The sequence below is a fragment of the Sorangium sp. So ce426 genome (assembly GCF_051475585.1).
Classification (GTDB): domain Bacteria; phylum Myxococcota_A; class Polyangia; order Polyangiales; family Polyangiaceae; genus Sorangium; species Sorangium cellulosum_B.
Genome location: NZ_CP150341.1, coordinates 3,929,443 through 3,942,634, shown reverse-complemented (window position 1 = coordinate 3,942,634; position 13,192 = coordinate 3,929,443). Strand labels below are relative to the sequence as shown.

Annotated in this window: 10 protein-coding genes; 2 read left to right on the top strand and 8 right to left on the bottom strand. The window is 73.4% G+C overall.

What is annotated here, in order from left to right:
* Window positions 1-152: 152 nt before the first annotated feature.
* The 5 genes from WMF44_RS14820 to WMF44_RS14800 form a co-directional block, all read right to left on the bottom strand.
* On the bottom strand, window positions 153-3,161 hold the full coding sequence (locus WMF44_RS14820; RefSeq protein ID WP_437299767.1) for an ATP-binding protein: 3,009 nt from the start codon (window positions 3,159-3,161) through the stop codon (window positions 153-155).
* Window positions 3,158-3,448 (bottom strand): hypothetical protein, encoded by a 291-nt coding sequence (locus WMF44_RS14815; RefSeq protein ID WP_437299766.1) that lies wholly within the window; start codon window positions 3,446-3,448, stop codon window positions 3,158-3,160. Before WMF44_RS14815 ends, WMF44_RS14820 begins: the two co-directional genes overlap by 4 nt.
* A 95-nt stretch (window positions 3,449-3,543) precedes the next feature.
* A complete protein-coding gene (locus WMF44_RS14810) occupies window positions 3,544-4,503 on the bottom strand; it encodes a macrolide 2'-phosphotransferase (RefSeq protein ID WP_437299765.1) in 960 nt (319 codons plus the stop codon).
* Between the two features lie 282 nt (window positions 4,504-4,785).
* A complete protein-coding gene (locus WMF44_RS14805) occupies window positions 4,786-5,946 on the bottom strand; it encodes a DTW domain-containing protein (protein ID WP_437299764.1) in 1,161 nt (386 codons plus the stop codon).
* A 144-nt stretch (window positions 5,947-6,090) separates the two neighbouring features.
* Window positions 6,091-7,335: a carotenoid oxygenase family protein gene (locus WMF44_RS14800; protein ID WP_437299763.1), complete on the bottom strand. Its 1,245-nt coding sequence runs from the start codon at window positions 7,333-7,335 to the stop codon at window positions 6,091-6,093.
* A gap of 36 nt (window positions 7,336-7,371) precedes the next feature.
* Between WMF44_RS14800 and WMF44_RS14795 the strand changes: the two genes are divergently transcribed.
* Window positions 7,372-8,025: a TetR/AcrR family transcriptional regulator gene (locus tag WMF44_RS14795; RefSeq protein ID WP_437299762.1), complete on the top strand. Its 654-nt coding sequence runs from the start codon at window positions 7,372-7,374 to the stop codon at window positions 8,023-8,025.
* A gap of 436 nt (window positions 8,026-8,461) precedes the next feature.
* Window positions 8,462-8,773, top strand: a complete 312-nt coding sequence (locus WMF44_RS14790) for an amino acid permease C-terminal domain-containing protein (protein WP_437299761.1) — start codon at window positions 8,462-8,464, stop codon at window positions 8,771-8,773.
* 99 nt (window positions 8,774-8,872) lie between these two features.
* Here the strand turns inward: WMF44_RS14790 and meaB are convergent, their stop codons facing one another.
* The 3 genes from meaB to WMF44_RS14775 are packed head-to-tail and all read right to left on the bottom strand — an operon-like array spanning window position 8,873 to window position 12,960.
* Window positions 8,873-9,865, bottom strand: a complete 993-nt coding sequence (gene meaB / locus WMF44_RS14785) for a methylmalonyl Co-A mutase-associated GTPase MeaB (protein ID WP_437299760.1) — start codon at window positions 9,863-9,865, stop codon at window positions 8,873-8,875.
* A 1-nt stretch (window position 9,866) separates the two neighbouring features.
* On the bottom strand, window positions 9,867-12,515 hold the full coding sequence (gene scpA, locus WMF44_RS14780) for a methylmalonyl-CoA mutase (protein ID WP_437299759.1): 2,649 nt from the start codon (window positions 12,513-12,515) through the stop codon (window positions 9,867-9,869).
* The gene (locus WMF44_RS14775; RefSeq protein WP_437299758.1) at window positions 12,508-12,960 is read right to left on the bottom strand and encodes a VOC family protein; all 453 of its coding nucleotides are present in this window, start codon (window positions 12,958-12,960) and stop codon (window positions 12,508-12,510) included. Before WMF44_RS14775 ends, scpA begins: the two co-directional genes overlap by 8 nt.
* Window positions 12,961-13,192: the final 232 nt, after the last annotated feature.

The window sequence follows — 13,192 nt, the reverse complement described above, 5'->3', positions numbered from 1 at the left end:
CCCCCGGCTCGCAGAATGCTGCTCTCTTTGATCTCAATACCACGCAAGCAGACGTGAGAATACCTGTTCGTCCACGGGGCAAGCACGTTGGCGGGCTCGTTCGGCCACGTCTCGTTACGATCGGTAACACCCGACGTCCCGCGCCGACCGCTTCACCCCGCGCCCGCGAGCGGAAGCCGGACGACGACCGTCGTCCCCCGCCCCACCGCGCTCCGCAGCGAGAGGGTCCCGCCGTGGTCCTCGACGATCGAGCGCGAGAGCGGCAAGCCGAGCCCCGTGCCGCTCGGGTCGCGCTTCGTCGTCACGAACGGCTCCAGGACAGCGGCGAGCAGCTCCTCGGGGATGCCGCTGCCGTGGTCCTCGACCTCAACGACGATCTGGCCCGCCTCGATCCACCCTCGGACGGCGATGAGCGCGCCGGCCTCGGACGCGTCGCGGGCGTTCGCGAGCAGGTTGACGAAGACCTGGACGAGCTCGCGCCGGTCGCCGATGACGACGAGCGCCTCTGGGCAGGCCTGATCCACCCGGACGAGGGGCGCCGCTCGGTCGAGCCGGATGAGCCGCACGGCCTCGGCGACCACCTCGGCGAGCGCCACGCGCCCGACCCGCGCGCGCGCGCCCTCGCCGGGCTTCGGCACGGCGCCGGTGCGGCTGTGGTCGAGCAGGGAGCGCAGGATGGCCTCGATGCGCGCCGCCTCGCCGAGGATGAGGCCCGCCCGCGCGCGGATCTCGTCGCTGTCGGACTCGGCGCGGAGGTTCTGCGCGAGGCAGGCGATGCCGGTGAGCGGGTTGCCGACCTCGTGGGCCACGCCGGCGGCGAGGCGGCCGAGCTGGGCGAGGCGGTCGCGGTGGGCGAGCTGCGCCTCGAGCGCGCGCTGCTCGGTGCGGTCCTCCACGAGGAGGACCACGCCCCCCGAGGCGGCGCGCGCGTCGAGCGGGTCGAGCGCGGCGCGGTGGACGCGCAGCGAGCGCGCGCGGCCGGCCACGTGCGCCTCGATCTCGTCCGCGCCGGCCTCGCCCGCGGAGGCGGCGCGGGCGGCGCGCGCGAACAGCTCCGCGAACGGGGCCGGCAGCCGGTCGAGCGGCGCCCCGACGAGGTCGCGCTCCTCGGCGCCGACGAGCGCCTCGAGGCGCCGGTTCACGAGGCTGATCGCGCCGTCGGAGCCCACGGCGCAGACGCCGAGGGGGAGCTGCGCGAGCACCGAGCGGAGCCAGCGCCGCAGGAGGTCGAGCTCCTTCGCGGCGCCGACGAACGTCGTCGTGGCCTCCCCGCGCGCGAGGCGCCGCTCCAGCCAGCGGAGCTCCTCGGTGAGCGCGCCGCTCGCCGCTCTGCCGCCGAGCGCCCCGGGGGCGGCCTGCGCGTCCGCCTCCGCGACGGTCCTCGCGAGCACCGGGCCGACGAGCGGCGACAGGTTGCGGTGCAGGCGCTCCTGCAGCGCGTGGAGCTCCGTGGCCCGCGTCTCGTCGCGCGGGATGTCGAGCTCGATCCGGGCGCGCGTGACCTCGAGCGCGGCCGCCTCGCGGCCGAGCAGCCGCGCGAGCCGCTCCTCCAGCGCGCCCACGCTCGAGGCCACGGTCGCGCGCTCGACCGACGGGCCGATCTCGCGGCGGGTGCACAGGCGCGCCGCCTCGCGCTCCTCCTCGGCCGGGGGGCGCAGGAGCGAGACGAGGCCGAGCGTGGCGCCGTTGACGGCGAGCGACACGAACGTGGGCAGCGACCACGTGTCCATGGCCGCCGCGGTCGCCCCGGGGTCGGCCTGGCCCGCGCCCTCGCGCAGGAGATCGAGCCACCCCGGGTCGAGGCCGGAGAGCTCGGGCAGGAAGGGCGCGAGGCAGGTGGCGGTCCACGTGCCGATGCCGGCGAGGAGCCCTGCGAGGAACCCGGCGCGCGTCGCGCGCTCCCAGAAGAGCGCGGCGAGCAGCCCCGGCAGGAACTGCGCGAAGGCGACGAACGAGACGATGCCGCTCTCGACGAGCAGCCCGCGGTGCGGCTGCGCGCGGTGGAAGAGCCACCCGCCGGCGAGGAGGACGACCAGGAGCCCGCGGCGGAGCCACAGCACGCGCGCGTAGACGTTGCGGCGCAGCGTCCTCCGGGCGAGCGGCAGGAGCAGGTGCGAGGCGCTGGCGCTCGCGAGGGCGACGGCCGTGACCATGACCATGGCGCTCGCCGCGGAGATGCCGCCGATGAACGCGGCGAGCGCGAGCCAGCCCTGGCCGAGCAGCTGCGGCACGAGCAGCACGTAGCTGTCGGCGGGCTCGGCCGGCGCGAGGCGGGTCCCGGCCCAGAGCACAGGAAGGACGGGCAGGTTGAGCGCGAGCAGGAAGAGCGGGAAGGCCCAGGCCGCCTTGGCGAGCGCGCGGTCGCCGGTGCCGCCCGCGAACGCCATGTGCCATTGCCTCGGCAGCAGGAAGGCGGCGGCGAAGCTGATGACGAGCATCGACGTCCAGCCGCTGTCCTCGCGCACGGGGCGGCCGAGCGCCTCGACCTCGGCGGCGTGATCGCCGAGCCAGTCCGCGAGCCCGCCCGCCCCGCCGAAGACCCCGAGCACGGCGACGAGGCCCACGGCCGCGAGCACGGCGAGCTTCGCCGCCGACTCGAACGCGACAGCCGCCGCGAGGCCGTCCTCCCGCCCCTGCTCGGCGGCCGGGCGGGCGCCGAAGAACGCCGTGAAGAGCGTGAGCAGCGCCCAGAAGACGGCGCCCACGGCCTCCTCGTGCCCTGGCCCGGAGAGCACGCGGACCGACTGCTCGGTCGCGCGGAACTGCTGCGCGATGTAGGGCACGCTGGCGACGACGGAGAAGGCGGCGACGACCGCCCCCGCCGCGGGGCTCTGGAAGCGGAAGGCGAAGAGGTCGGCGAGCGAGGAGAGGCGCTGCTCGCGCGTGATGCGCAGGACGCGCGACCAGAGGAGCGGGGTGGCGATGCACGCGAGCGTCGGGCCGAGGTAGACCGCGAGGAAGACGAGGCCGTGGCGCTGCGCGAAGCCGACGCCGCCGTAGTAGGTCCACGACGAGGCGTAGACGCCGAGCGACAGGGCGAGGACGAGCGGGTGGCGCGCGAGCGCGCGGGGGATCCGCTCGCGCTGCGCGGCGAGCGCGATCGCGGCGAGCACGGCGAGCCAGGCCACCGTGGCGAAGAGGAGGACACCGACGTCGATCACGGCGGCCCTCGATCACCGGCGCCGGGCGCCGGGTCGCCGCGCTCGCGCTCGCGCTCGCCGCGGGCGAGATCGCCGCTCGGCAGGTCGCCGCGGTCGCCACGGTCGGAGCGCGTCGCGAGCACGGCGAGCGCGATCAGCGCGGCCCAGACCGCGAAGACCGCGGCCACCGCGAGCAGGCCTCGAGCCCAGAGCAGCCGCGCCGGCGACACGAGCAGCACCGTGCCCAGCAGCATGAGCACGAGCGCGCGATCCGCCGCGCCGGCATCCGCGCCGTGTCCTCCGGTCATGCGAAGAGGCTACTCAGGGCTGCCGCTGCTGAACATGCGCGGGCTCACAACGCAACGCATCATGACGATGGCTGATGGGTGTGACGAGCCGGCGCTCACCCGCTCTCGGCCACGATCCCTGCGAGCAGGTTGCGCGCGTGGGCGATCACGCCCTCGTCGCCGGACTCGACGCCCCACTTCGCCGCGATCGCGGGGAACGCCGCCCAGCGCTCGCAGGCGTGGGCCGCGAGGCCCGGCCACGTCGCGCCGCCGGCCGTCTCGAAGCGCGCGATGCACGCGTCGAGCGCGGCCTTGCCGAAGGCGCCGACGAAGAGCGCGAAGTCGACCGAGGGATCGCCGATGTGGGCCTCGGTCCAGTCCAGGATCCCCGTGAGCCGGCCGCCCTCGTCGAGGAGCATGTGGCCTGGGTGGAGATCGCCGTGCACGAGGGCGAGGTGGCGCGGCCAGATCGCGTCGTTCTCGAGCCAGCGCTGCCACCGGGCCCACAGCGCGTCCGGCGGCGCCAGCGCGGCGCGCGTCGCGTCCATGGCCCGCGCGTGGAGCTCTCGCGCGTCGTCGATGGACTTCACGGGCACGCCCGCCGAGCGGGCCGCCGCCGCGTCGATGCGCTGGAGCGCCGCGAGGGCCTCTGCCATCGACGCGATGAACACCTCGGACGGCGCCGCCGGATCGACGCGGCTCCAGCGCGGGCCCGCCTCGGGATCGAAGGAGACGGCGGGCACGTCGCCGAGGCGCGGATAGGCGATCACGTGGTCGGTGTGAACGCGCCAGTCCGGCACGGCCACCGGCAAGCGCGGGCCTACCAGGGCCAGCACGCGCGCCTCGACGCGGGCCGACGCGACCTCCGCGGGGCGGCGCGGCGTGCGCACGACCCACGGCACGCCCTCCTCGTCGTGGGCGTGCACGACGAGAAAGGCGAGCCCGCTCCGGTCGAAGTCGGCGTGGGATGTGACGAGACGGAGCCCCTCGCGGCGCGCCGCATCGAGGAGCGCGCCGACGGAGTCGATGGGCGCAAAGGAGGAAGAAGTGGTGGAGGTGTCTTGGCGTTCGGTCATGATCGCGAACCTCTGGGCGCGCCGCCGGCAGGGCGGCGGAGCGCGCAATGGGGGGAAGACTCGCGGCGCGAGCTCACGACCGATGCGCGTGGCGTGCTCCATCCAGGCTCCCGGGCGTGAGTCGACGCGCCCCGGTCTTCCACGTTTCGAGCGAGCTCGGAGGAAGACAGGGCACGGACAGGCACCCGCGCGCTCGCCGCGTGCCCCGGCAGCGCCGGGACAAGGGGGAGGACGAGGATGCCGGACTCAGCGGAACCGGATGGAATGCACGGACGGAGAATCTCATGCGGCGCCCCGCGCGGCAACGTCGTCTTCGCCCGCGAGGTCGAGGAGGCGCGCGAGGACGACCTCGAGCCACCCCACCGTGCGCCCGGCGCGCCCGCTGCCGCGCGCCGCGGGCTCCGCGGCCAGGAGCGCCCGCGCGCCGTTGGCGATGCCGCCGGGCCGCCGGCGCAGGTGCCGCGCGCAGAGGTCGCGCAGGTCGAGGGAGGGCGGGCGCCCGAGGCCCTCCTGCGCGAGCAGGTCCAGGGTGAAGGTGCCCCAGGCGCCCAGCACGCCGCCATCGCCGACGAACGCGCGGAACCGGGTCAGAGCGGTGCTCGCGTCCTCGCCGCCCCGCAGGCGGTCCTCGGGCACCTCGAGCTGGTGCGCGACGCTCGGGCCCAGCGGCCGCCGCGGGCGGAGGAACGCCTCGAAGCGCTCGCCCGACGCGCGGCAGGCCACGAGGTGCACGAGCTCGGACGTCGGCTCGGCCGCGCCGTCGCCCGCCGGCCACCCGGAGCTGGCCCCGCCGTCGACGAGCACCACCCTCGCCGGCTCGGCGAGGTAGGGGCGCAGCGGCGCGAGCGGCGAGGCCGGCGGCGCGCGCCGCCGTCGCGGGGCGTTGTTCCTCGCCTGGTGCTCGATCTGCCGGTCGACCATGAACGTGAAGGCCCGGAGCATCTCGTCGAAGCGCGCGGCCTCGCCCTCGAGCGCGCCGAGCGCGCTGGCCACCGCCTCGACCGTGGCGAGGCACTCGGGCCGGGGCTCCTTGCGGATGCGGTAGTTGCCCGGCGCGCGGGGCGTCACGCCGATGCGCCGCACCGAGGCCAGGCGCGGGTTCAGCGCGAGCATCTTCCTCGCCTGCCACCACGTGCCGTCGACCACGATGAGCGAGCGCACCGGCGCCCCGCCCTCCGCGGGCGCGTCGCCCCCGGGGAAGAGCAAGGCCGTGGTCGGATCGCTCGCGAGGGCGGCGATCCGGGCGTCGTCCTCGAAGACCACCCCCTCGTGCAGCTCGGAGTTGGGCAGCGCCAGGTGGGCCATGCGCGCCGTGCCGATGCCCACCCGCCGCTCGCGCGGGTGCTGGAGGAGCACGACCCGGGTCCTCGTCGGCAAGGAGGGCAGGAGCGCGCAATAGCAGACCGGACGGGGGCGCCGGCAGCGCCAGCAGACGTCACGCATGGGAGGCCCCCCTTGTACCGCGTCACCGCTGCTGCTGCGATCGTCGTCGCCAGCGCCACAGCCCAGGAGCGCCAGGCTCGGCGCGACCGTGCTCAGCCGATCAGGGTGTGCAGAGCACCGCCATGATGCGTTTTATCGTAAGGCCTAATCTGGCAGCCACTCGCCGTGGAGCCCCAGCGGGACGCGGCGCGGCAGGCGGACGCGGGCGACGGGCGGCGACGCGAACCTCGACACGTCGAGGACAACGAGCTCGGTCGCGGAGCCGTCGCGGCGGTGGACGAACAGGATCACCCAGGCATCGTCCTCCGCGTCGCTGCCCGGCCGCGGCGCGACGACGCACTCGCCTGGCATCGCGTCGTCCCCGAAATCGTGGACGACCGCGGCGCCGGTCTCGAGATCGTGCTGGCGCGCGATCGTCCGCGAGAAGCTGCCGTCGGCGCCGAAGTCGCAGAGCTCTATCGTGTACGCTCGGCGATGGCGGGCGCCGACGACCGCCGGGTGCACGCGCGGGAAGTCGAGGAACCGAGGATCCAGCGCCGTCTCCGCGGCGCGGCCGCTCGAGAGGTCGAACGTGAACCGGTGGAGCGCGTGCGGCGTCATGATGCGCGGGGCGCGCACCGCGTCGAGCACGATGGTATCGCCTTCCTCGAAGGCGTTGACCGTGTGGCTGATCGTGCACGGCGCGACATCGAACCACCGCATGTCCTCATCGCCGCCGTCGCGGGGCAGGACGCCGAAGCGCGCGGGGAAGTCGTCGTCCCACCGGATGGGCACCGGAGATCGCACGTCCCCGAGGAGCACGGGAAGGACATAGAAGATGACATACCGCTCGGTGATCGCGAAATCGTGCATGAACGTCATCGCAGGGACGTCGATCGCCGCGCGATGCACGACGCGGCCGGCCGCGTCTGCGCGGTAGTACGTGAGGTGCGGACGCGAGGGCCCATTGGAGAAAAACAGGAGTTCGCCGGTGCGCGGGCAGATCTTCGGGTGAGCCGTCATCGCACCGCCGAGCGCTCCGCCGAAGTCGTGGGGCCCCACGGTCTCGAGCTCGGCGGTCACCTCCACCGGCGACCGCGTCTCGACGAGCGCGAGGATCCGCCCGGCGTGGCGGACCACGCTCGTGTTCGGCGGATGGGCGCCTGCGATCCACCGGTTCCGGTACCAGCGCGCACGGCCGCCCTCCAGGCGTACGCCGTGGAGCATCCCTTCTCCGGCGAACCACGCCGGCGACCGACCGGCCCGAGGATTCGGCCCGTTGCGCACGTACGTGCCGCGGAGGTCCGCCGGGATCTCGCCGATGACTTCGAGCTCGACGTCGGTTCGCTCCTCGTGCACGGGAGCGAAGGCGCCGGCCAGGTGGAAAGGCACCGTGTCCGGATTCGACATGTATTCACTGTATACTCCAGGAGAAAAATGTCCAGCGTGAGGAGGAAGAAAGGCGGCACTTACCATCATGGCGACCTCCGGAAAGCGCTGGTCGACGCCGCCCTGCGCGCGCTCCAGCACCAGCGGGCGGAGGACCTCTCTTTACGCGCGCTGGGCCGCGAGCTCGGCGTCAGCCCCCGCGCTCCGTACCGCCACTTCGAGACGAAGGAGGAGCTCCTGGCGGCGGTCGCGCTCGAAGGCTTCCGCGCCTTCGGGGAGCTCCTGACGCCGCGCGTGGCGGCCGCCGGCGCGGACCCGATCGCGCGGCTCCGTGCGATCGCGGAGGCCTACGTCGCCTTCGCGGTCGAGCGCCCGGCGGCGTTCCGCGTGATGATGGCGCCTTATGCCACGGTGAAGGAGAGCGCCCCGGAGCTCTTGCGGGCGCGCGCCGAGAGCCATCGAGCGACGATGGATGCCATCGCCGAAGGGCAGGCCGCGGGGATCCTGCGCGGGGGCGATCCGATGCAGCTCGCCCTCGTGCTGTGGTCGAGCATGCACGGGCTTGCCGTGCTCCTGACGCAGGGGCAGCTCGGACGATACGACCGGCCCGTCGAGGCGGCGCAGCTCGCGAACCTCGTCAGCGGCCTGCTCATGGAGGGGCTGAGACCGCGTCCGGCAGAGCCTCTACCCGCGGACGAGTCTCCGGCGTGACGTGCCGCGGGTCGGGCCGCAGAGCCTGCGTACCGAAGGCCATGGGGAGCCGGCTATTCGTCCGCGATGGTGCCGGTGGCGGGCTCGGCCTATACGTACGCGACGCTCGGCGAACTGCCGGCGTGGATCATCGGGTGGGATCTCGTCCTGGAGTACGCCGTCGGCGCCGCCGCCGTGGCGCACGGGTGGTCCCACGATGCCCAGGACTTGATCGGGATCTTCGGGGTAGAGCTGCCAAGAGAGCTCAGGAGCGCGCCGTTCGACTACGATCCGGCGCTCGGCGAGCTGGTGTCCACAAGGGCGATCCTCGATCTCCCGGCCATCCTCTCGGGCTCGGGGGGCTCAGCCTCTTCGGTCGCACGATACTCGGCGAGATCGGCAAGGGGGGAGACCGGTCTTCAAGACGCCGTGGAAGTCCACCCTCCTCACCGGGTTTGTGGTCGCCACCCTCTCGGCGCTCCTCCCGCTGCGGATCCTGGCGGAGCTCGTCAACATCGGGACGCTCCTCGCGTTCCTGTTCGTATGCGCGGCGGTCCAGATCATGCGCCGGACGGCGCCGGACGCGCCACGCCCGTTCCGGGTGCCGCTCTATCCGCTCACTCCGATCCTCGGGATCGTGATCTGTCTCCTCCTCATGTTCTCGCTGCCCACCGAGAACTGGCTGCGCCTCGGCGCCTGGCTCCTCCTCGGGCTCGCGATCTGTTTCGGCTACAGCCGCAAGCACAGCGCGATCATGGAGAGCCAGTGACGCCGCGGCGCTCACTGCGTTCGGCCCCCGCCCGCCGGCGCGAGGCAGACGGCCCAGCGGGCGGACGCCGCACGCCCCGGGGCTGCAACCGGCCCGCCGTCACCCCTTCCCGGCCGGATCCCAGGCCTCCAGCAGCTGCCGCGCCGCGCGCAGCGGGCTGAGCGACCCCGCCTCGACGAGCGCCTCCACGCCGGACAGACGCTCGCGCACGGCAGCGCTGCGCAGAAACGCCTCCCGCAGGTGCCCCTCGATGAGCTCGAACAGCCAGCGGCGCGCCTGCCCCGCGCGGCGGCGATGCAGCCAGCCGCTCTCCTGCATGTGCGCGCGGTGGCGCAGCACGCTCTCCCACGCCTCGCGGACGCCGCGGCCCTCCTGGGCCGAGCAGACGGAGGCGACGGGCGCCCAGCCGTGAGGCGCCGGCGGGAACAGGTGCAATGCGCTCTCGTAATCGCGGCGCGCTCGCGCGGCCCTGTCGACGTTCCCGCCGTCGGCCTTGTTGATGATCACGAGATCGACGAGCTCCATGATGCCCCGCTTCACGCCTTGCAGCTCGTCGCCGGCCCCGGGCAGCATGAGGAGCAGGAAACAATCCGTCATGTCGGCGACGGCGACCTCGGATTGCCCGACACCGACCGTCTCGACAAGGATGTTGCGGTATCCGGCCGCCTCGCAGAGCAGGATGGCCTGGCGCGTGGCCCGCGCCACGCCGCCGAGCGAGCCGCCCGACGGCGAGGGGCGGATGAAGGCCCGCGGATCGCTCGCCAGCCGCGGCATCCGCGTCTTGTCGCCGAGGATGCTCCCGCCATGGACAGGGCTGCTCGGGTCGACCGCGAGCACGGCGACCGCCTCCTCGCGATCGCGCACGAGGTGGACGCCGAGGGCGTCGACGAACGTGCTCTTGCCGACCCCGGGCACGCCGGTGATGCCGAGGCGCGTCGCGCCGCCGGCGTGCGGCAGGCAGCGCTCCAGGACCTCCTCGGCGAGCTCCTGGTGGCGGGGGAGCGAGCTCTCGGCCAGCGTGATCGCGCGCGCGAGCGCCGCCCGGTCGCCCGCGAGGAGACCGTCGGCGAGCTGCCTCGGGCTCGCCTTCAACCTAGCGCGCCTCCTGCGACGAGAGGCTCCCGAGGAGCGTCCGGACGATCCGCGCCGCGGCCTCGGGGATGACCGTCCCGGGCCCGAAGATCCCCGCCACGCCGCGCTCCTCCAGATACCGGTAGTCCTGCGGCGGGATCACGCCGCCCGCCACCACGAGGATGTCCCCGCGGCCCGCCTGCCCGAGCGCGTCGATGAGCTGCGGCACCAGCGTCTTGTGGCCGCCAGCGAGCGAGGAGACCCCGACCACGTGCACGTCGTTCTCGACGGCGTGGCGCGCCACCTCGTCCGGGGTCTGGAAGAGCGGGCCGATATCGACGTCGAACCCGAGATCCGCAAAGGCGGTGGCGATGACCTTCATCCCCCTGTCGTGCCCGTCTTGACCCATCTTGGCGACCAGGATGCGCGGGCGCCGGCCCTCGAGGGCCGCGAACTCGCGGACGAGCGCCTCCACCTCGCGGCCAGCGCCCGCATCGCGGATCTCCGCGCCGTACACGCCGCTCACCGTGCGCACCGGGGCCTCGTAGCGGCCGAAGACGCGCTCGAGCGCGCCGGAGATCTCGCCGAGCGTCGCGCGGCGGCGCGCGGCGTCGACGGCGAGCGCAAGCAGGTTCCCCTCGCCCGTCTCGGCAGCGCGGGTGAGCGCTGCGAGCGACTCGCCGACAGCAGCCTCCGCGCGGGCGGCCTTCACCTCGCGCAGCCGCGCGAGCTGGCTCTCGCGAACCGCGGTGTTGTCCACCTCGCGGAGCGCGATCGGCGCCTCTCTCTCCAGCCTGAACGCGTTGACCCCGACGATGATGTCGCGGCCCGCGTCGATCCGGGCCTGCTTGCGGGCCGCGGCCTCCTCGATGCGCAGCTTGGGCAGGCCGTTCTCGATGGCCTTGACCATGCCGCCCAGCGACTCCACCTCCTGGATGAACTGCCACGCTCTCCGCGCAAGCCGGTCCGTCAGGCGCTCGACGTGGTAGGAGCCGCCCCACGGGTCGATGACCCGGCAGACATCGGTCTCCCGCTGCAAGAAGAGCTGGGTGTCGCGCGCGATCTTCGCCGAGAAGTCCGAGGGGAGCGCCAGCGCCTCGTCCAGGGCGTTCGTGTGCAGCGACTGCGTGCCGCCGAGCACGGCCGCGAGCGCCTCGATGGCCGTGCGCGTGACGTTGTTGAACGGGTCCTGCTCGGTGAGGCTCCAGCCCGACGTCTGGCAGTGGGTCCTGAGCGCCATCGTCTTCGGGTTCTTCGGGTGGAACCCCTTCACGATCTTCGCCCACAGGAGCCGCGCGGCCCGCAGCTTGGCGATCTCGGTGAAATGGTCCATGCCGATGCCGAAGAAGAACGAGAACCGCCCGGCGAAATCGTCGATATCCATGCCCGACGCGATCCCGGTGCGCAGGTACTCGAGGCCATCGGCGAGCGTGTACGCGAGCTCCAGCTCGGCGGTCGCGCCGGCCTCCTGCATGTGATAGCCGCTGATGCTGATCGAGTTGAACCTGGGTGTCTTCTCGGCGGTGTAACGGAAGATGTCGGCGACGATCCTCATCGACGGCGCCGGAGGGTAGATATAGGTGTTCCGGACCATGAACTCCTTGAGGATGTCGTTCTGGATGGTCCCGGAGAGCAGCTCGGGGCGCACGCCCTGCTCCTCGGCGGCGACGATGTAGAACGCCATGACGGGGAGCACGGCGCCGTTCATGGTCATCGACACGCTCATCGTATCGAGCGGTATCTGGTCGAAGAGGATCTTCATGTCCTCGACGGTGTCGATGGCCACGCCGGCCTTCCCCACGTCGCCGACCACGCGCGGGTGATCCGAGTCGTAGCCGCGGTGGGTCGCGAGGTCGAAGGCCACCGAGAGCCCGGTCTGCCCGGCGGCCAGGTTGCGGCGGTAGAACGCGTTCGACTCCTCGGCCGTGGAGTACCCGGCGTACTGGCGGACGGTCCACGGGCGGACCACGTACATGCTGGTATACGGCCCGCGCAGGAACGGCGGCGCGCCGGCGGAGAAGCCGAGGTGCTCGAGCGACGCGACGTCCGACGGGGCCGCGGCCGGCTCCGGGATCTCCGTCGTGTCGCCGAGCTGCCGCAGCGCCGCGCGCGCGAGGCTCCGCGCGAGCTGCTCGATGGTCCAGCAGCCGGCCGCAGGGCTGTCTCGCGCGTCGAAGCGGGCCTCCTCGCGGAGGATGACCCGGGCGTTGCCGAGCAGGCGCTCGGGCGGCGTGACGACGATGTCGTCCGCGCCGCCCGCGATGGCCGCCATCATCCCGACGATGCCGCGGAGGAGGTTCTTGTGCTCCTCGTCGCCAGGGACCGCGGCCGACGGGATGACGGCGGTGATCGTGGCGCCCGGCCGCAGGCGCTCGGCCAGGAGGCGCGCGGCAGAGAGGCGGGCGATCTCCAGGAAGTAGCTGCATCCCATCGTGAAGCGCAGCTCCGGCGCGCCGCTCCGGAGCTCGGCGACAAGCGACGCCACGAGCGGGCCGCCCGTGGCCGGCGGGAGCGGGGGGCTGTCCGGCGCGAAGATCGGCGGCACGAGGAGCCCCTCGGCGCTCGCCCAGGAGAGGTCGTCCGCGGTCTTGCCCTTGAGATCCCGGTGGAGCGCCTGCTTCCACGTCGCGAGCGCGACCGGCGCGAAGTCGGCGAAGAGCCTGTCATCCATGGGACTGCACGACCTCGATGAGGTGACCGAACGGCGCGTCATCGCGCGATCGGGGGTGCACGAAGAAGATCGTCGTGCCCCGGGAGCCCGGCCGCGGCGCCGCGTCGATGATGCGGAAGCCGCGCGCCTTGAGCTCGTCGAAGGCGGCCTGGACGTCGCTGACCCGGTAGGCGACGTGGGCGAAGCCCCCGCGACCGCCGTTCTTCTCGATGAGCTTCTGGACGGGAGACTCGGGAGAGAGCGGCTCGAGGAGCTGGACGTGGTTGTCGCTGTCGCCGATGCGGAGCATCACCTCGCGGACCAGATCCGTGCCCCGCACCTCCTCCCGGTGCACCTCGCGGAAGCCGAGCATCTCGTACGCCTTCACCTGCGCGTCGAGCTGCCCGGCGGGCACCGCCATGGCGATGTGGTCGATGAACAGAAACCCGGGAATCTGGTCCTTCATGGGCTCTCGCAGGATCGGAAGGCCGGTCGAGGCTGCAGGGGCCGGCGGTGTCGAGGGGGGCGCCATGCGCGCAGCTTGCGCCGCGAAGCGGGGCGGCGGCAAGAGCTGCGCCGCGCGACGCCGCAGACGCGCGACACAGGCTGCGGGCGTGGGCCGGTGTTGTTATACACTCGCGACGACGCGCGAGAGCGCCAGCGCGCCAGCGCGCCCGGGGCAACACAGGGGGGAGCGT